Source organism: Stackebrandtia nassauensis DSM 44728, assembly GCF_000024545.1.
Taxonomy (GTDB): domain Bacteria; phylum Actinomycetota; class Actinomycetes; order Mycobacteriales; family Micromonosporaceae; genus Stackebrandtia; species Stackebrandtia nassauensis.
Genome location: NC_013947.1, coordinates 5,782,365 through 5,800,602, shown reverse-complemented (window position 1 = coordinate 5,800,602; position 18,238 = coordinate 5,782,365). Strand labels below are relative to the sequence as shown.

Sequence of the window (18,238 nt, the reverse complement as noted above, 5' to 3'; positions counted from 1 at the left end):
ATCGTTCGAGTCTGTGTTTCAGCCCACCGTGGGCGAATGTGTGCGAACCGGGTTAGGAAGCGACGTTCTGCAGCTTCTTGGCCAGCGCCGACTTGCGGTTGGCGGCCTGGTTCTTGTGGATGACACCCTTGCTGACGGCCTTGTCCAGCTTCTGGCTGGCGACGCGCTGCTGGGTGGTGGCGGCCTCCAGATCGCCGGTCTCGGCGAGGCTGTGGAACTTGCGGATCTGCGTCTTCAGCTCCGACTTCACGGCCTTGTTGCGCAGGCGGGCCTTCTCGTTCTGCTTGTTGCGCTTGATCTGGGACTTGATGTTAGCCACGCTGGAAGCCTCGGTCTCTTTCGTACGGTGGGATGTGCGATTCAGGCGCGCGCGATTCTCGCCGCACGCGACAGGCAAGCTTACCAGCCACGACGACGGGCCAGCCAATCGAGGGTGGCCAGTCCGTTCCAGCGCTGGTGCTGGCGAATATAGCGCGACACGTTCTCGATCAGCGGTTTGTCGCCGTTGCAGAGGTAGTAGCCGGCGATGGCGGCCAGGATGACGTCGATCTCCTCGTCGTCGAATCCGGACGCGGAGGGGTGGGCCTTGAGCAGGGCCTCGGCGTCGTGGCCGTCGCCGTGCGCCACGACCAGGAACGCGACGGTGTCCAGGACCGGCGAGCCGATGACCGGGTTGTTCCAGTCGCAGATCCACACCTTGTCGTCGGCGAGGATCATGTTGTCGGGACGCAGGTCACCGTGATGGACGGCGTCGACGTCGAGGACGTCGTTGAAGCCCGCCTCCAGCCGCGCCAGTTCCTCGAAGTGGTCGGGAAAGCCCTGCAGGTCGGGGGCGGACAGTTCCCCGGCCACGATGGAGGCGAAGTTCTGGAAGGTGTCGCCGACGACGTCGGCGAACCGGGGCAGCCCCAGTTCGACGAGGGCCTGCGGCGCGGGGGTGAGGGCTTCGGCGGCGCTGGCCCACGCGGCCAGCATCCGGTCCAGGTCGTGGGGGTCCAGCGGCAGCCGGGCGGCGCGGCCCTCGATGGCCTCGAAGCCCAGCACCACCCATTCGCCGACCTGGGAGGCGAAGCGCAGGTCGGGGGCGGGGACACCGTCGGGCAGTCGGGGCGAGATGTGGGCCTCGGCCGAGTAGGCGTTGGTCACGAACGGGGTGTGCGGCCCGGCCGCCTTGACGAAGATCCTCGACTCGTCGGCGCCGGTGAGGACCCCGGCGAATCCGCCGGTGAAGCCGCCGCCCGCCTTGGCGATGTGGACCGGTTCGCTGCCCAGGTGCGCGGTGATGTCGGCGCGGACCTCGGCCGGGAGGGTGTCGTAGCCGGGCCGGTTCGCGGTGGCGTCGTACGGAACCGGATCCCCGAGTTCAAACCTCATGGGGGACTATGTTCGCCGATCGGCGCCGGTGGCCGCAAACGGATTGCGGCTCGCGCGGGTGTCGTGTGAGGCTCAACGTGACTTGGCGGCGAAGGGCCCGCCACCGCACGTGGGATCATGTACCGCGGACGAGTCCTCACCACCATCGATTGACGAACGGACGTGCACGTTGAACTTCGCGCCCGGCGCCACTGACCCGCAGCGGATCCGAAACTTCTGCATCATCGCCCACATCGACCACGGAAAGTCGACGCTGGCCGACCGGATGCTGCAGATAACCGGTGTCGTCGAGCAGCGCAAGATGCGAGCCCAGTACCTCGACCGGATGGACATCGAGCGCGAGCGCGGCATCACGATCAAGAGCCAGGCCGTGCGGATGCCGTGGAAGGCCCGCAGCGGCGACAGCACCGGTGACGAGTTCGTCCTCAACATGATCGACACCCCCGGCCACGTCGACTTCACCTACGAGGTGTCCCGGTCGCTGGCGGCCTGCGAGGGCGCGATCCTGCTGGTGGACGCCGCGCAGGGCATCGAGGCGCAGACGCTGGCGAACCTGTACCTGGCGCTGGACAACGACCTGACGATCATCCCGGTGCTCAACAAGATCGACCTGCCCGCCGCGCAGCCCGAACGCTACGCCGAGGAACTGGCGCACCTGATCGGCTGTGAACCCGAGGACTGTTTCAAGGTGTCGGGCAAGACCGGCCAGGGTGTCGAGGAACTGCTCGACGCGATCGTGCACCAGTTCACGCCCCCGGTCGGTGACGCCGACGCCCCGGCCCGCGCCATGATCTTCGACTCGGTGTACGACACCTATCGCGGCGTCGTCACCTACGTGCGGGTCATCGACGGCAGTTTGTCGGCGCGCGAGCGCATCAAGATGATGTCGACCGGCGCGGTGCACGAGCTGCTGGAGATCGGCGTGATCTCACCGGAGCCGATCAAGTCCGCCGGGCTGGGTGTCGGCGAGGTCGGTTACCTCATCACCGGCGTGAAGGACGTGCGGCAGTCGAAGGTCGGTGACACGGTCACCGGCCAGCACCGTTCGGCCACCGAGGCCTTGGAGGGCTACGCCGAGGCCAAACCGATGGTCTACTCCGGACTGTATCCGATCGACGGTTCCGACTACCCGGACCTGCGCGAGGCGCTGGACAAGCTGAAGCTCAACGACGCCGCGCTGGCCTACGAACCCGAGACGTCCGCGGCGCTGGGTTTCGGTTTCCGTTGCGGTTTCCTGGGTCTGCTGCACCTGGAGATCATCCGCGAGCGGCTGGAGCGCGAGTTCGGGCTCGACCTGATCTCCACGGCGCCCAACGTCGTCTATCAGGTCGAAATGGACGATGGCTCGGAATCCGAGGTCACCAACCCCAGCGAGTTCCCGGACGGGAAGATCGCGGTCGTCCACGAACCCATGGTCAAGGCGACGATCCTGACGCCCAACGACTACGTGGGCGCGGTCATGGAGCTGTGCCAAAGCCGCCGGGGTGCCATGCAGGGCATGGACTACCTGTCGCCGGAGCGGGTGGAGCTGCGCTACACCCTGCCGTTGGCCGAGATCATCTTCGACTTCTTCGACCAGTTGAAGTCCAAGACCCGCGGGTACGCCTCGCTGGACTACGAACCCACCGGCAGCCAGACCTCCGACCTGGTGAAGGTGGACATCCTGTTGCAGGGCGAGAAGGTCGACGCGTTCTCCGCGATCGTCCACAAGGACGCCGCGTACTCCTACGGGGTCCGGTTGACCGAGACGCTGCGCAAACTGATTCCCCGGCAACAGTTCGAGGTGCCGATCCAGGCGGCCATCGGTTCGCGCATCATCGCGCGTGAGAACATCCGCGCCATCCGCAAGGACGTGCTCGCCAAGTGTTACGGCGGTGACATCTCCCGTAAGCGGAAACTGCTGGAGAAGCAGAAGGAGGGCAAGAAGCGGATGAAGACCATCGGAAGGGTCGAGGTTCCGCAGGAGGCCTTCATCGCGGCCCTGACCACCGACGCGTCCGCTGTGGACAAAGCCGCGAAGAAATAACGCGACCTCGGGCCGCCGGTCGGTCCAGGGACGGGCTCGCTCCAGTTGCGCGGCGACGCGCAGGATCGTGGTTTCGTCCTGCGGTCGGCCGACCAGCTGGACGCTCAGCGGCAGGTCGTCGGTGCCGAAACCCGCCGGTACGGCGGCGGCCGGGTTGCCGGTCACGTTCCACAGTGCCGTGTAGGCGATCATCGGCAGCGAACGCCATTGCGCGCGCAGTGAACCCGCCCGGTTCAGCGCTCCGATCGGACGGGGCCGGTGGGCGATCGTGGGCGTCAGCAGCAGGTCCACGTCGTCGAATATCCGGTTGGCCTTGACGCTGGCGGCGTGGCCGCGCCGGATCGCCCACTCCACCGTGGCTTCGGGCAGCAGTCGGCCCAGGGTCAGGGTTTGCCTGGTGCGTCGCTCAAGCAGCTCGGGATGGTCCACAAGGGCGGTTTCGGCTCGGAGACCGCCGTAGAACTGCGGCATGAACGCGGCGGTCAGGTCCGGGAACCGGGGGCGCACCTCCCGAACGTCGTGTCCGAGTTCCCGCAGCCTGGTCGCGGTGTCGCGCACCGCGGCGACATGTTCGGGATCGGGCCGGACGCCGAGCATCGAGGGTTTGGTCGTGAATCCGATCCGCAGCCGAGTGGGTTCGCTGGTGGCGGCTTCGGTGAAGCTGGTCGCGGGTGCCTCGGCGTGCCAGCGGTCGGCCTTGGTGGTGCCGCTGATGACGTCGTAGACGATGGCGCTGTCCAGCACGGTGCGGGTGAGGGGTCCGGCGGTGCCCAGCGCGTACCACAGGTGGGGGTGCGGGGCGCTGGATACCCTGCCGCGCTGCGGTTTCAGCCCGAACAGTCCGCAGCAGGCGGCCGGGATCCGGATCGAACCGCCGCCGTCGCCGCCCATGGCGGCCGCGACCATCCCGGACGCGACGGCCACCGCGCTGCCGCCGCTGGAGCCGCCGGGGGTGCGATCCGGGTTCCACGGGTTGCGGGCGAAGCCGTGCGTTTCGGACTCGGTGTAGGGCCACTGCCCGAACTCCGACATCGTGGTCTTGCCGACGATGACCGCGCCCGCGTTTCGCAACCGGCGCACCAGTTCGCAGTCGGCGGCGGCCGGTTCGGTCTTCGCCGCGCCGCCGAAGGTGGTGAGTTGGCCCGCGACGTCCAGTTCGTCCTTGATCGCGATGGGCACCCCGAAAAGCGGGCCTCGCGAACCCGACGGGGTCCGCGAGGCGTCGAGGGCGTCGGCTTCGGCGCGCGCCTGCTCGGCGAGCACGATCCGAAACGCGCCCAGGCGGGGATTCAGCCGCTCGATCCGGTTCAGCGCCAGGTCGGTGAGCCGCCGGGCCGACAACCGGCCCGAGCGCACCAGTTCGGCCTGCCGGGCCAGTCCGGCGAACAGCACCTCATCGTCATCCATCGATACAAGTATCGCGGCGACGCGGCGGTTTCGGGGGTCAGGCGAGTGCCCGCGCCAGCCGGGTGTTCATCTGCCGCAGGTATTCCACCAGCTCGGGTGGTTCGTGGATCTCGAAGTCGACGCCGAGGTTCACCAGCCACATCGCCAGCCCGTCCAGCCAGTTGGAGCCGGTGTACAGGGTGCAGGTCTCGTCGTCGATGGCCTCCAGCATCCCGTAGCGTTCCGGGATCTGTTCGGCCATCTGGGCGACGGGGGCGTGCAGGGTGTAGCGGGCCTGGTAGCGCTGGCCCTTCCAGATCGCGAACCTGTCCACACCGAACTCGGGTATCTCGCGGGCCTCGAAGGACGGGCCGGTGGGGGTGCGTGGCCGCATCCGGTCGACCCGGAAGCTGCGCCAGTCCTCGCGGTCGATGTCGAAGGCCTGTAGATACCAGCGTCGTCCGGTGTGGACCAGCCGGTGGGGCTCGACGTTGCGGATGGACTCCGAGCCGTCGTGGGTGCGGTATTCGAAGCGCATCCGTTCCCGGTCGCGGGCGGCGGTGGCGATGATCGTCAGCGCCTCGGCGTCCACGGGGTCGTTGCTGGACGCCGTCGAGACGGTGACGGTCTGCATGGCGTTGACGCGGGTGCGCAGCCGGGGCGGCAGCACCTGTTCCAGTTTGGTCAACGCCCGCACCGAGCTCTCCTCGATGCCGGAGATGGAGCCGCTGGCGGCGGTGCGCAGCCCCATGGCCACGGCCACCGCCTCCTCGTCGTCGAGCAGCAGCGGCGGCATCTTGGCGCCCGCGCCCAGCTGGTAGCCGCCCGCCACGCCGGGGGCGGCGTTGACGGGGTAGCCGAGGGTGCGCAGTTTGCTGACGTCGCGGCGGACGGTGCGCACGTCGATCTCGAGGCGTTCGGCCAGGTCGGTGCCGGACCATTCGCGATGGGTCTGTAGTAGCGACAGCAGTTTGAGCAGTCGCGCTGATGTGGGAAGCATGCCGCAAGTATGGCGGTCATCCAGGACAGCTTCAGTCCTCGATAGGTGGGCGATCGAGGAAATGTCAAGTGGTGCACGTCACATTATCGTCTCGGGCAATCGAGGACCGAAGTTGTCCTCGATTGCCCATATCGTTCTGTGCAACGAAGAAATCCCAGTTCAGGAGAATGACGTGACTGTTATCGAAGCCCCCGAGCGACCGCAGACCCTCACCGAACCGGCGACCGCCGCCGAACCCGCCCCGTACCGGTGGCGCTGGGCGGCCCTGTCGGTGATCATGGCCGGAAGCGCCATGGAACTGCTCGACTCCAGCGTCACCTCGGTGGCCGGTCCGACCATGCAACGGGACCTGGGAGGCGGGGCCGGTCTGATCCAGTGGCTGACCGCCGCCTACACGCTGGCCATGGTCGGCGGCCTGCTGATCGGCGCCCGGCTGGGCGACATCTTCGGACGCCGCCGGATGTTCCTGCTCGGCGCGGTCGGATTCACGATCACGTCGCTCGCGGTGGCCGTCAGCGTCTCGCCCGAGACCGCGATCGCCGCGCGGGTCGCACAGGGACTGTTCGGCGCCGCGATGGTGCCGCAGGTGTTCGCGCTGATCAAGTCGATGTTCCCGGCCAGCGAATCGCAGAAGGCCTTCGGCATGGCCGGTCCGATCATGGGCGCGGCCGTCATCGGCGGGCCCAGCCTGGCGGGCTGGCTCATCGGGCTGGACCTGTTCGACACCGGCTGGCGGATGGTCTTCGGGATCAACCTGCCCATCGGCATCGCGATCGTCGTACTCGCCGCGAAACTGCTGCCCAAGGACTCCGGCGACGCCAAGGCCAAACTCGACATCATCGGTGCCGGACTGGCCTCGGCCGCCAGCGCGCTGCTGATCTACCCGCTGGTGCAGGGCCGCGAAGCCGGCTGGCCCGCGTGGTCGTTCGCGATGATCGCCGTCTCGCTGATCCTGTTCGGCGCCTTCGGCCTCTACCAGGTGCGGCGCGCCGCCAACGGCAAGGACGTCCTGGTCATCCCGAGCCTGTTCCGCAAACGCGCCTTCAACGGCGGCCTGGTCCTGGGCGTGCTGCTGATGGCCGCGATGGCCGGAGTCGGTCTGGTCATGGGCCTGCACCTCCAGCTGGGACTGCACTTCTCGCCGCTGGCCGCGGCGGCCGCGATGATCCCGTTCGCGGTGGCCATGGGCGGCACCATGGGCTTCGGCGACAAGCTGGCCCGGTTCGGACGCAAGACACTGCTGGCCGGAGCGCTGCTGAAGGCCAGCGGCGTGACGATCCTGCTGGTCACCCTGGAGCAGGCGGGCGCCGACCTGGTCTGGTACCAGCTGATCCCCGGCCTGATGCTGTCCGGTATCGGCGCGGCGATGTTCATGGGCCGCTACTTCGACTCGGTGATGCAGGGCGTCGAACCGCAGGAGATCGGTTCGGCCTCGGGCACCCTGACCTCGGTGCAGCAGCTGGGCGCGTCCTTCGGGGTGGCGGTGCTGGGAACCGCGTTCTTCGGCCGGTTCGCCGGAGACCTGGAAAGCCTCATGGACGCTTCCCGGATCGCGCTGGGCCTGACGGTCGTGGTGCTGGTGATCGGCTTCGCCGTCGGCTTCACCCTGCCGAAGCAGGCCGCGACCAACTCGCAGCCGACCACGTAGACCGAACCCGTCGGGGCCGAGGGCGCACGCCCTCGGCCCCGTTTTAGCGATATGCGACCATTCCCGCAGCACACGGCAGCAAAGGACCCCCATGAAGACTTTCGACGACCGCGCCCTCAACCGAGCCCGGCTGCACCGTCAATGGCTGACCGAGCGCCGTGACGCCACTCCACTGGAGACGATGGAACACCTGGTGGGAATGCAGGGACAGCTGGGCGACCCGCCCTACTTCCAGCTGTGGAGCCGCCTGAACGACTTCACCACCGACGACCTGTCCACACTGCTCGAAGACCGCCGCGCCGTGCGGGTGGTGCTGATGCGCGGCACCATCCACCTGGTCTCGGCCCGCGACGCCCTGACACTGCGGACCCTGGTCCAGCCGTACCTGTCCAAGACCGTCTTCAACGGCAGCGAATACGGAAAACGCATCCAGGGCGTCGACCCCGAGGCACTGGTCGAAGCCGGACGGCGACTGCTGGCCGACAAACCCCTGCACGTGGACGAACTCGGTGCCGGACTGGCCGAACAGTTCGACGGCTACGCGGGCGGCGACCTGGCCTACGGGCTGCGCGGCCTGATGCCGCTGATCCAGACCCCGCCGCGCGGCGTGTGGGGGCAGGGCGGCGGCCTCACCTACGCCTCCACCGGGCAGTGGCTGGGCGCCGACCCCGACACCGACTGGGACGCCGCGCTGGACGCGGCGATCCCGCGCTACCTCGCCGCCTACGGCCCCGCGACCATTCAGGACTTCCAGACCTGGTCGAGCCTCACCCGCACCGCCCCGGCCTTCGCACGGCTGCGGGACCGGCTGATCGTCCACCGCGACGCGGCCGGCCGGGAACTGTACGACCTGCCCGACATCGAACTGCCCGACCTGGACGGACCGCTGAAACCCCTGCTGCTGGGCGGTTTCGACAACATCCTGCTGTCCCACAGGGAACGCGAGTTCGTGATCTCCAAACCCGCGCAGAAGAAGGTCTTCCGGCAGAACGCGATGATGAAGGGCACCATCCTCATCGACGGTCTCGTCGTCGGCACCTGGTTCACGACACTCAAGAAGAAGACCGCGCTTCTCACCTTCGAACCCTTCGAGTCCCTGTCGGCCAAGAACCGGCGGTACCTGGAGGGGGAAGGCGAGCGGCTGCTGGACTTCGCCGCCGGTACCGCCGAAACACGCACCGTCGAGTTCACCTGAGACAGCGGTAGCATTCGGACCCATGTCCTCCAACCGTCGCGGTCCCTCGGCCTTCCTGCTGCTGCTCGTGGGCATCGCCGCGCTGGCCACCGGCTGGACGGCCATGAACTACCGCGGCGGCGTCTCCGACAAGGAGGACCTGTCCAACCGGGACAAGGCCACCGCCACCGTCGTCGGCTGCGAACAGGACGGACCGGTCAGCGTCTCCGGCGTCGGCTACTGGTGGAACTGCGACGTCGACATCACCACCAAGGACGGCGAGACCACCCGGCAGTCACTGCCCGGCTCCCGGTTCGAACCCGCCGACAAGGGCAAGAAGTTCGAGATGGTCGCGGGCGGATTCGGCGCGTCCAGCTGGGTGCGCACCGACGTACCCGCCAACAACCTGGCCACGACGATCACCGCCGCCGGGCTGCTCGTCGGCGTCGGCTGCCTCGTCGTCGGCCTGCACCGACTGGTCAAACGCCGCTGATCACGGCATCCAGTTCGGATCGCGTTTCTCGGCGAAGGCCGCGACCCCTTCCCGGCCCTCCTCGGACAGGAAGAAATGCGCCGAGGTCTTGGCCAGCTCGTCCAGTTCGGCCCGGATACCGCCCTCACCGCGCCGCAGCAGCCGCTTGGCACCGGCCAGCGCGCCCGGCGCGCCCTTGAGCAGGTCCTCGGCGTAACCGGCCACCGCGATGTTCACGTCGACGGCCGGGACCGCGCGGGTCACCAGCCCGATCGTCTCGGCGCGACGGCCGTCGAAGACGGTGCCGGTCAGATACAGCTCGGCGGCGTCGCGGGGACGCAGCCGGGGCAGCACCGTCGCCGAGATGACCGCCGGGATCACGCCCAGCCGCACCTCGGTGAACGCGAAGGTCGCCTCGGCGGCGCACACCGCGATGTCGGCGGCGGCGATCAAACCGATGCCGCCGGCGCGGGCCGGACCCGACACCCGCGCGATCACCGGTTTCTCGAACTCCCACAGCGCGGCCAGCACGTCGGTCAACATCGCCGCCGGAACCTCACCGGCCTCGCGGGCCGCGGCGGTCTCCTTCAGATCGGCACCGGAACAGAACACCCGGCCGGTGTGCCCCAGCACCACCACCCGGACGTCGTCATCACCGGCGGCCGTCTCCAGGTGAGCCAGCAGCTGCCGCATCAGCGGGGTCGACAGCGCGTTGCGGTTGGCGTCGCTGTTGAGGCAAACAGTGGCCACACCACGGTCGACGGCGTAGGTGACCAAGTCGTCGTTTGTGTCGTCAGGCATGGCTCGTACCGTAGTACGCGTGCCTTCCGCTCTGCCCGACGGTGAAGCCGCTCCCGACGACGGAGCGCTGCCCGACTCTGCCCTGAAATCCGCCCGGAGCCACGATTTCGGGATCTACGTGCACATTCCGTTCTGCGCCTCCCGGTGCGGCTACTGCGATTTCAACACCTACACGGCGGCCGAACTCGGTTCGGGCGTCAGCCGCGAGTCCTTCCCGCGGTTGCTGGAGGCCGAGATCGATCTGGCCGCAAGGGTTCTGGGCGACGTGCCGAGGCCGATCTCGACGATCTTCTTCGGCGGCGGCACCCCGAGCCTGCTGCCCGCGTCGGAGCTGACCGGGATCGTGGCGAAACTGGAGTCGACCTTCGGGCTGACGCCGGACGCCGAGATCACCACCGAGGCCAACCCCGAGTCGGTGGACCCCGAGTACTTCCGCCAACTGCGCGCGGGCGGGTTCACCCGAGTGTCGCTGGGCATGCAGTCCACCGCGCGGCGGGTGCTGGCGGTGCTGGAGCGGGGCCACACTCCCGGCCGGGCCCTGGACGCCGCGCGCGAGGCCCGCGAGGCCGGGTTCGAGCACGTCAACCTGGACCTCATCTACGGCACCCCCGGCGAGACCGCCGAGGACTTCGAGGCCAGCCTGCGCGCGGCCGTCGACACCGGCGCCGACCACGTCTCGGCCTATTCGCTGATCGTCGAGGACGGCACCCGGCTGGCCGGGCAGGTGCGGCGCGGCGACATCCCCGCGCCCAGCGACGACGAGGCCGCCGACCGGTACCTGGCGGCCGAACGCGTCCTCGGCGAGGCCGGATTCGAGTGGTACGAGGTGTCCAACTGGGCCCGCTCCGAGGCCGCGCGCTGCCGCCACAACCTGCTGTACTGGCGCGGCGGCGACTGGTGGGGACTGGGGCCGGGAGCCCACAGCCACGTCGGCGGCGTGCGCTGGTGGAACGTCAAACACCCGGCCCGCTACGGGCAGCGCCTGACCGACGGACTGTCCCCGGCGCAGGGCCGTGAACTGCTCACCCCGCCGCAGCGGCACATGGAGGACGTCCTGCTGGGCGTGCGGCTGGCCGACGGCCTGGCACTGTGCGCGCTGGACGCCGACGGACAGCGCAACGCCCGCAAGGCCGCGGCGGAGGGACTGCTGGATCCGGCGGCGCTGGCCGCCGATCGCGTCCGGCTCACGCTGCGGGGCCGGCTGCTGGCCGACGCGGTCGTGCGCGACCTGGTGCCCTAGGGCTTGAGGAACTTGAACGCGCCCTTGTATTCGTGCACCTGGCCGCGTTTCGCCGTCGTCGCGCCCTGTAGACAGGCGACCAGGTACCAGATGATCAGGCCCAGTCCCACGATCACCCACAGCAGCAACATGACGCCGATGATCCAGACCGCGCCGACCAGCAGGCCGATGACGAAACCGAGGACGAAGCCGATGATCAGGACGGCCACGTTGTAGATGGCCAGGCTGATCGCGAAGTTCAGCGCCGAGTAGGTGTTGGCGCGCACGAACGCCGACTTGTTGCTGGTGGACACCAGCCAGATGACCGGCCCGATGATTCCCAACAGCGCCAGGTAGTGCGCGGTCGCGCCGTCCTTGAGGTCCTGGTGGGTCAGCTGCCCGTCCGGCAGGGGTGACGCCGCGGCCATCGGCGGCACCACGTAACCGTAGTCCGGCGGTGGTTGTCCGTAACCGGGCTGCTGCCCGTACCCGGACTGCTGGCCGTAAGGGTCCTGGGGATATGTCACTCATCGAGCTTAGGTGGATCGTGCCAGTGATGTGACCGCTGTGACGGGCCCCTTGTCGTGGGAAGAAGGTACTCTTGGCACTCGTTAGGTTTGAGTGCCAGCCTTGCGGCCCCGAGTGAAGGGAGGTGCCGACGGACATGACCATGGACGATCGCAAACTCGACGTTCTGCGGGCCATCATCGAGGACTACGTGACGACGAAGGAACCCGTCGGCAGCAAATCGCTGGTGCACCGGCACGCGCTCGGGGTCTCCTCGGCGACCATTCGCAATGACATGGCCGTGCTCGAGGAGGAGGGCTACATCCGCCAGCCCCACACGAGCGCCGGTCGGGTGCCGACCAACCGGGGCTACCGGTTGTTCGTCGACCGGCTCAGCAAGATCAAACCGTTGACGGCCGCCGAACGGCGCGCCGTGCACCGGTTCCTCGACGACGCCGTCGACCTCAACGACGTGGTGCACCGGACGGTGCGGCTGCTGGCACAGCTGACCCGCCAGGTCGCCGTCGTCCAGTACCCGAGCCTGTCGCGCAGCAGCGTCCGGCACCTGGAACTGGTGCCGCTGGTCGCCAACCGGCTGATGCTGGTGATGATCACCGACACCGGCCGGGTCGAGCAACGCGTGGTGGATCTGCCCGAGGATCTGCCCGAAGAGGACGTCCTGACGCTGCGCACCCAGATCAACGACAAACTGGTGGGCATCCGGCTCACCGAGACCCCCACCCAGGTACGCACCCTGGTGGAGGAGGCCTCACCGCAGCTGCGGCCCGCGATGACCGCGCTGTCGACGGTGCTGCTGGAGACCCTGGTGGAACGCGGCGAGGAACGCATCGCGGTGGCCGGGACGGCCAGCCTGACGCTGCACGCCGTCGACTTCGCCGGTTCGCTGCGGCCGATCCTGGAGGCACTGGAGGAAGAAGTCGTCCTGCTGAAGCTGCTGGGCGAGATCGACTCGGGCTCCACCCTGAACATCTGCATCGGGGAGGAGAACAAGATCGCGGGACTGGACGGCACCTCCGTGGTGAGCACCGGGTATGGTCCCGCTGGTTCGGTCGTGGGCGGCCTGGGCGTCGTCGGACCGACGAGGATGGACTACCCCGGTACGATCGCCGCGGTGCGGACGGTGGCGAGGTATGTCAGCCAGATCCTCGCGCAGAACTGACCTTATTGACTGCCCCACCAACAGACCATTGACGGACGATGACATCGAGAGCTTACGTGGCAAGGGACTATTACGACATCCTCGGCGTTTCACGCGACGCCACTCCGGACGACCTGAAGAAGGCGTACCGCAAACTGGCCCGCGAGTTCCACCCGGATGTGAACTCGAGCCCGGAAGCGCAGGAGAAGTTCAAGGACATCAACGCCGCCTTCGAGGTGTTGTCGGATCCGCAGAAGCGCCAGATCGTCGACATGGGCGGCGATCCACTGGCACCGGGCGGAGGCGGTGCCGGTCCGGGCGGGCCCGGTGGCGCCGGTCCGTTCATGGGCTTCCAGGACATCATGGACGCGTTCTTCTCCGGTGGCGGCATGGGCGGCGCCAGCCGTGGCCCGCGCCCCCGGCGGCGTCCGGGTGCCGACGCGCTGCTGCGACTCGACCTGGAGCTCAGCGAGGCCGCGTTCGGCATGGAATCGCCGATCACCGTCGACACCGCCGTGGTGTGCAGCGTGTGCGAGGGCTCGGGAGCCGCCGACGACTCCCAACCCGAAACCTGCGACACCTGTAACGGCGCCGGTGAGGTCCAAAGCGTCCAGCGCACCATCCTGGGCCAGGTCGTCACGGCCCGGCCCTGCCCCTCGTGCAGCGGCTACGGCACCGTCATCCCCAAGCCCTGCGGCAAGTGCGGCGGCGACGGCCGGGTCCGCACCCGCCGCAAGCTGACCGTCAAGATCCCCTCGGGCGTCGAGGACGGCATGCGCATCCGGCTGGCGGGTCAGGGCGAGGTCGGCCCCGGCGGCGGTCCCGCCGGCGACCTGTACGTCGAGATCCACGAGAAGCCCCACGACGTCTTCACCCGCGAGGGCGACGACCTGCACTGCAAGGTCAAACTCCCGATGACCGCCGCCGCTCTGGGCACCAGGCTGACCGTCGACACCCTGGACGGACAGGAGTCGGTCGACGTCCACGCGGGCACCCAACCGGGCTCCACGCTGCGCATCCGGGGCGCGGGCGTCCCGCGCCTGCGCGGCGGCGACCAGCGCGGCGACCTGTACGTCCACCTCGACATCCGCACCCCGACCAAGCTGGACGCCGAGCAGGAACGCCTGCTGCACCAGCTGGCCGAGCTGCGGGACGAGGAGATCGTGGAACCGGCTCGCGGCAACGGCTTCTTCTCCCGGATGCGCGACGCCTTCAACGGTCACGCCTGAGCCTCAGTCCCGGCCGGGTGGGTCATCCCAGCCGGAGACGAACCATTCGACCGCTCCGGTGCCGGGATCGTACGACCGTCGGCGGCTGGTGCCGATGTTGCCGCCGTAGACGTGGATCCCGACGGTGGGTTCGTCGCCGATGGCCACGACGGCGTGGACGTCGTCGTCGGTCGTGCAGCACACGGTGACCTGCCCGCGCGCGAACTCCTGCTCACCGGCCGCCGTCAGCGCCGTGTCGGGCACCGTGGGTTTCAGGTAGCGCAGTTCGCGTTCGACGCCCGAGTAGATCCCGGCCACACCCCACATCTCGTGCGAGTGCACCGGGGTGCGCTGGCCGTTGTTCCAGACCACGCACGCTAGTGACCAGCTGTCGTCGGGGGCGATGTGGAGCGGGTAGTTCACGTGGCGGTCCTTCGACGGCCGGGTGAGTTCGGTGGGGAGCCGGTAGCCGCTGGCCAGCAGCGCTGACAGCCGCGCAGCGACCCGTTCGGTGATCTCGCGTTCGTCGTCGGTGTCGCCGACCAGCGCCGCCACGTCGGATATGAAGGCGTCCAGGGTTTGCGTACTCATCGGGTTCACCGGCGCTTGGTGAAGGTCAGGTGGGTGACGCCGCTGGGCGTCGAGGTGGCCTCGATGTCGAAGCTGTCCTCCAGTGCCTCCAGACCGTCCCACACGCGCACGCCCCGGCCCAGCACGATGGGCACCTGCACCAGGTGCATGTGGTCGACGAGTCCCGCGGCGACGCAGTCGCGGATGACGGTGGCGCCACCGCCGATGCGCACGTCCTTGCCGTCGGCCGCGGTCTTGGCCTGCTCGATGGCTTCGGCGGGGGTGGCGTCGAGGAAGTGGAAGGTGGTGCCGCCCTCCATCTCGATGGCGGGCCGGGGGCGGTGGGTGAGGACGATGACCGGGCTGTGGAACGGCGGGTTGGGGCCCCACCAGCCCTTCCAGTCGGCGTCGTCCTGCCAGCCGGGCGGGCCGAACTTTCCGGCGCCCATGATCTCGGCGCCGATGCCGACGGAGTTCCGGTCGGCGAACGCGTTGTCGGCCCCGAGGCTGCCGCCGGTCTTGTCCCAGAACCGGGTGGCGAACATCCACTCGTGCAGCCGTTCACCGGCGTGCCCGAACGGCGCGTCGGCCGACTGGACGTCGCCGGTGCCGAAACCGTCGAGCGAGATCGAGAAATTGTGGACCCGAACTTCGGACATTGATCTTCTTCTTTCGCTGTGGTGTCTGTGTGCTTTCAGCATGCTCCGATTGACTCATGATGTCTAATGTCAATTTATGGCAAAACATATTGATAATCTTGATGAGTGCTCAATCTGATCCAGCTCAAGGTGCTGGCGGCGGTGGCGCGGCACGGGTCAGTGACCGACGCCGCCAAGGAGCTGCACTATTCGCAGCCGTCGGTGAGCCATTACCTGGCTCGCCTGGAGACGGCCACCGGCGCCAAGCTGGTGCAGCGCGTCGGTCGCGGCATCCGCCTGACCCCGGACGGGCAACTGTTGGCCGACCGGGCCGCCGAGATCCTCGGCCGGGTCGACGCGGCCACCACCGAGCTGGCGGCACGGATCGGTCTACAGACCGGACGGGTGCGGCTGGCCGCCAACGCCTCGACGCTGAGCACGATCGTCCCGACGGCCGCCGCCGCCCTGGCCGAGGCGCATCCGGGACTCGAACTGGGCCTGTTCGACAGCCACCCCGCCGAGTCGTTCCAGCTGCTGCGGAGCGGCCAGCTCGACGTCGCGCTCACCTTCCTCTCCGCCCACACCCCGATGCGGGACGACGGTTTTCGGCTGGTCCACATCGGCGACGACTCCATCAACCTCATCAGCCGACAGGCCGACGACAGCGTCGCCAACCACCGTGACTCCGCCTGGATCGGCGGCTGCGAATGGTGTCAGAACGAGCTGACCACCGTGTGCCAGCACGAGGGCTTCGCCCCGCGCGTCGGTTCGGTCAGCGACGACATGGTCGTCGTGCAGGCGCTCGTGGCGGCGGGCAACGGCGTCACGACCCTTCCGGGACTCGCGCTGCGAGCCCACCGTCGACCCGATGTCCACGCCACCGAACTCACCGGCTTCCCGCGCCGGATCTACGCCGCCACCTACGGCGATCCACCCGACCCGCCCGCCGTGGCCGCCGTGGTGACGGCGCTGGCCGAGGCCGCCGCGTCGATGGGGCTGGTCCGTAAGATGACGGCATGAGCGACTGTCTGTTCTGCCGCATCGTCGAACGCGAGATTCCGTCCACTGTGGTGGCCGAGTCGGAGGACCTGCTGGCGTTTCGCGACATCGATCCCAAGGCGCCGACCCACGTGCTCGTGATCCCCAAGGCCCACTACGCCAACGCCGTCGAACTGGCCACCGCCGATCCGGCACTGGCCGGGAACCTGCTGGCGATGGCCGGTCAGATCGCTGAGGCCGAGGGCGTAGCCGCCGACGGGTACCGGCTGCTGTTCAACACCGGCAAGAACGGTGGTCAGGAGGTCTTCCACGTCCATCTGCACCTGTTCGGCGGCCGTCCGCTGGGGCCGATGTTGGCCGGTTGACCTAGGGTCCTTGACATATGTTAGCGTATATGTCATGAAGCGAACAACGGTGTACCTGCCGGAAGCGGATGCCCAGCTGCTGAAACAGGTGGCACGCCGCACCGGAAAATCAGAGGCGCAATTGATTCGTGAAGGTGTCGCTCATGTCCTTCAAGCCGCGCCCACTCGTGCACGCGGCTTGCGTATGGTCGTCAACAGCGGGGATCCTCAATGGGCGAATCGCGTGGATGGCGAATTGGCAAGTGGATTCGGTGCGGACGGCCTTTCGCAGTGATCGTGATCGCCGACACTTCCGGCATCCTCGTCGCCATCGACGCCGCCCACGAACTGCACGATCGAGGTCGGAGAGTCTTCGCGCACGCCGAGACAGTCCTCGTGACGCCTATGGTGCTTGCGGAGGTCGACTATTTGTTGACCAGTCGATTCGGTGTTCAAACCGCGCTGGACTTTCTTGACGAGATCAACGACGGCGCGTGCGTTGTCTACGACGTGGTTGATGGAGACCTGCGTGCCGCGCGTGAGTTGATGGCCCAATACTTTGACCTGGCGATTGGACTGACTGACGCGATGAATGTCGTGGCTGCGGATCGTTGGCATACCGATCGCATATTGACCCTTGATGAGCGCCATTTTCGAACGGTGGCGCCTATTCACCCGGAACTGGACGCGTTCACGCTGCTACCCGTCGACGGATAACGTCCAGCGCTCGTGTCGGCTCGGCAGGAGTGCGGCGACCCGTCGCGGCCTCGGCCGGGAGCCGCGAGGGACAGCTGCCGTCGGGCACACTGTCGCCGATCCTGCGGCAGCTCGTCGAGGACAAGCGGGTGCTGGCCCGGGACGAGCCGCTGTCGACCCGGCCCGGCAAACCCACGCTGTACCGCATCGCCGACGCCGCGCCGGTGGCCAAGCGGGTGGAGTTCGCCGGTTCGATCAAGTGGCTGGAGAGCGCCTTCGACGGCCACGACCTGTCGGACCTGATCAACGCGGTCGCGAACCTGCCGGGCTTTCGCCGCGACAGCGGCCTGCTGATCGTCTCGTTGTCTGGTGTGGACGAACGGGCTGACCCGCGACCCGTGGACGTCGTGTGGGGACCGGGCGACGTGCTGGACGCCTGGCGCGACTAGCCGTCCATCATCTCCCGCAGCTTGGTGACGGTGCGCCAGTTGCGAACCGTGGTCTTGGTGTCGCCGAGCTGTTTCCAGAACCCGGAACGGTCGAGTTTGGACTTGCCCATGCCGTCGGGGTAGTGGATGAACAGCTCCCGGCCCACCGACACCGCCTCCTCGGGATAGCCCTCGGGGACGGTCACCGCGTCGACCGTCGCGGACAGGAACACGACCGCCACCTTCGCCGGATCGAGGTCGCGGCCGCCGAACGGATGCGCGGCCAGCACCGCGTCCAGTTGTTCGCGGCTGCGGACCATGACCGCGACGGTGTACCCGAAGCGGTCGGCGATGCCCGCGGCGATGTCGCGTTCCAGGTCGCTGGCCTCGGCTTCGGCGTCGAAGACGACGTTGCCCGACTGGATGTAAGTGCGGGCGCCGGGGTGGCCCAGCGTCGCGAACAGGTCGCGCAGCTCCGCCATCGGGAGTTTGTTGTGCCCGCCGACGTTGATACCGCGCAGCAGTGCCACGTAAGTCGCCATTCGATCCTCCGGTGCGTCGACGGTCAGGTTAACCGGCACCTGTGACG

General features: G+C 68.2%; 20 protein-coding genes and 1 pseudogene. 12 read left to right on the top strand and 9 right to left on the bottom strand.

The genetic code is table 11. From position 1 onward, the window contains the following. Nucleotides 1-52 precede the first annotated feature (52 nt). Both rpsT and SNAS_RS27015 read right to left on the bottom strand, forming a co-directional pair. Nucleotides 53-319, bottom strand: coding sequence for a 30S ribosomal protein S20 (rpsT, locus tag SNAS_RS27020; RefSeq protein ID WP_013020669.1), 267 nt, complete (start codon nt 317-319; stop codon nt 53-55). Nucleotides 320-399: 80 nt separating this feature from the next. After that, nucleotides 400-1,374, bottom strand: a complete 975-nt coding sequence (locus tag SNAS_RS27015) for a phosphotransferase (RefSeq protein WP_013020668.1) — start codon at nt 1,372-1,374, stop codon at nt 400-402. 169 nt (nt 1,375-1,543) lie between these two features. Between SNAS_RS27015 and lepA the strand changes: the two genes are divergently transcribed. After that, a complete protein-coding gene (lepA, locus tag SNAS_RS27010) occupies nt 1,544-3,400 on the top strand; it encodes a translation elongation factor 4 (protein WP_013020667.1) in 1,857 nt (618 codons plus the stop codon). A 3-nt stretch (nt 3,401-3,403) separates the two neighbouring features. Here lepA and SNAS_RS37840 read toward each other — a convergent pair. Further along, nucleotides 3,404-4,807: pseudogene (locus SNAS_RS37840) on the bottom strand (amidase); the annotation flags it as partial. Between the two features lie 37 nt (nt 4,808-4,844). After that, nucleotides 4,845-5,786, bottom strand: a complete 942-nt coding sequence (locus SNAS_RS26995; RefSeq protein WP_013020666.1) for a helix-turn-helix transcriptional regulator — start codon at nt 5,784-5,786, stop codon at nt 4,845-4,847. A 172-nt stretch (nt 5,787-5,958) separates the two neighbouring features. Between SNAS_RS26995 and SNAS_RS26990 the strand changes: the two genes are divergently transcribed. The 3 genes from SNAS_RS26990 to SNAS_RS26980 all read left to right on the top strand — a co-directional run bounded on the left by SNAS_RS26990 (nt 5,959) and on the right by SNAS_RS26980 (nt 9,101). After that, nucleotides 5,959-7,434, top strand: a complete 1,476-nt coding sequence (locus SNAS_RS26990) for an MFS transporter (protein ID WP_013020665.1) — start codon at nt 5,959-5,961, stop codon at nt 7,432-7,434. Nucleotides 7,435-7,525: 91 nt separating this feature from the next. Then, nucleotides 7,526-8,629, top strand: a complete 1,104-nt coding sequence (locus tag SNAS_RS26985; RefSeq protein ID WP_013020664.1) for a winged helix DNA-binding domain-containing protein — start codon at nt 7,526-7,528, stop codon at nt 8,627-8,629. 22 nt (nt 8,630-8,651) lie between these two features. Continuing rightward, the gene (locus tag SNAS_RS26980; protein ID WP_013020663.1) at nt 8,652-9,101 is read left to right on the top strand and encodes a DUF6346 domain-containing protein; all 450 of its coding nucleotides are present in this window, start codon (nt 8,652-8,654) and stop codon (nt 9,099-9,101) included. Here the strand turns inward: SNAS_RS26980 and SNAS_RS26975 are convergent, their stop codons facing one another. Next, complete coding sequence (locus SNAS_RS26975) at nt 9,102-9,881, bottom strand: enoyl-CoA hydratase-related protein (protein ID WP_013020662.1); 780 nt, start codon at nt 9,879-9,881, stop codon at nt 9,102-9,104. It lies immediately after the preceding gene. Here SNAS_RS26975 and hemW point away from each other — a divergent pair. After that, nucleotides 9,880-11,121, top strand: a complete 1,242-nt coding sequence (gene hemW, locus SNAS_RS26970; RefSeq protein WP_041625206.1) for a radical SAM family heme chaperone HemW — start codon at nt 9,880-9,882, stop codon at nt 11,119-11,121. The genes SNAS_RS26975 and hemW overlap by 2 nt on opposite strands. Here the strand turns inward: hemW and SNAS_RS33405 are convergent. Beyond that, nucleotides 11,118-11,627: a DUF4870 domain-containing protein gene (locus SNAS_RS33405; RefSeq protein WP_013020660.1), complete on the bottom strand. Its 510-nt coding sequence runs from the start codon at nt 11,625-11,627 to the stop codon at nt 11,118-11,120. The genes hemW and SNAS_RS33405 overlap by 4 nt on opposite strands. A gap of 137 nt (nt 11,628-11,764) precedes the next feature. Between SNAS_RS33405 and hrcA the strand changes: the two genes are divergently transcribed. Both hrcA and dnaJ read left to right on the top strand, forming a co-directional pair. Then, entirely contained in the window at nt 11,765-12,787 is a 1,023-nt protein-coding gene (gene hrcA / locus SNAS_RS26960) for a heat-inducible transcriptional repressor HrcA (RefSeq protein ID WP_013020659.1), read from the top strand. A gap of 56 nt (nt 12,788-12,843) precedes the next feature. After that, entirely contained in the window at nt 12,844-13,995 is a 1,152-nt protein-coding gene (gene dnaJ, locus SNAS_RS26955) for a molecular chaperone DnaJ (protein WP_211207254.1), read from the top strand. A 3-nt stretch (nt 13,996-13,998) separates the two neighbouring features. On the opposite strand, the gene SNAS_RS26950 is transcribed toward dnaJ, so the two are convergent. Next, on the bottom strand, nt 13,999-14,565 hold the full coding sequence (locus SNAS_RS26950; protein ID WP_013020657.1) for a cysteine dioxygenase family protein: 567 nt from the start codon (nt 14,563-14,565) through the stop codon (nt 13,999-14,001). A 5-nt stretch (nt 14,566-14,570) separates the two neighbouring features. Next, a complete protein-coding gene (locus SNAS_RS26945) occupies nt 14,571-15,203 on the bottom strand; it encodes a dihydrofolate reductase family protein (RefSeq protein ID WP_013020656.1) in 633 nt (210 codons plus the stop codon). Between the two features lie 105 nt (nt 15,204-15,308). On the opposite strand from SNAS_RS26945, the gene SNAS_RS26940 reads away from it, so the two are divergent. The 5 genes from SNAS_RS26940 to SNAS_RS26925 are packed head-to-tail and all read left to right on the top strand — an operon-like array spanning nt 15,309 to nt 17,670. Then, complete coding sequence (locus SNAS_RS26940) at nt 15,309-16,202, top strand: LysR family transcriptional regulator (RefSeq protein ID WP_013020655.1); 894 nt, start codon at nt 15,309-15,311, stop codon at nt 16,200-16,202. Then, nucleotides 16,199-16,546: a histidine triad nucleotide-binding protein gene (locus tag SNAS_RS26935; RefSeq protein WP_013020654.1), complete on the top strand. Its 348-nt coding sequence runs from the start codon at nt 16,199-16,201 to the stop codon at nt 16,544-16,546. Before SNAS_RS26940 ends, SNAS_RS26935 begins: the two co-directional genes overlap by 4 nt. A 34-nt stretch (nt 16,547-16,580) precedes the next feature. Next, nucleotides 16,581-16,820 (top strand): ribbon-helix-helix domain-containing protein, encoded by a 240-nt coding sequence (locus SNAS_RS35435; RefSeq protein WP_013020653.1) that lies wholly within the window; start codon nt 16,581-16,583, stop codon nt 16,818-16,820. Next, nucleotides 16,817-17,242 carry a type II toxin-antitoxin system VapC family toxin gene (locus tag SNAS_RS26930; protein ID WP_013020652.1) on the top strand — a complete coding sequence of 142 codons (426 nt, stop codon included), beginning with the start codon at nt 16,817-16,819 and terminating at the stop codon, nt 17,240-17,242. The genes SNAS_RS35435 and SNAS_RS26930 overlap by 4 nt, the downstream gene beginning before the upstream one ends. Nucleotides 17,243-17,271: 29 nt before the next feature. Continuing rightward, on the top strand, nt 17,272-17,670 hold the full coding sequence (locus SNAS_RS26925; RefSeq protein ID WP_013020651.1) for a hypothetical protein: 399 nt from the start codon (nt 17,272-17,274) through the stop codon (nt 17,668-17,670). On the opposite strand, the gene SNAS_RS26920 is transcribed toward SNAS_RS26925, so the two are convergent. Then, complete coding sequence (locus tag SNAS_RS26920) at nt 17,667-18,191, bottom strand: DUF1697 domain-containing protein (protein ID WP_013020650.1); 525 nt, start codon at nt 18,189-18,191, stop codon at nt 17,667-17,669. The genes SNAS_RS26925 and SNAS_RS26920 overlap by 4 nt on opposite strands. Nucleotides 18,192-18,238: the final 47 nt, after the last annotated feature.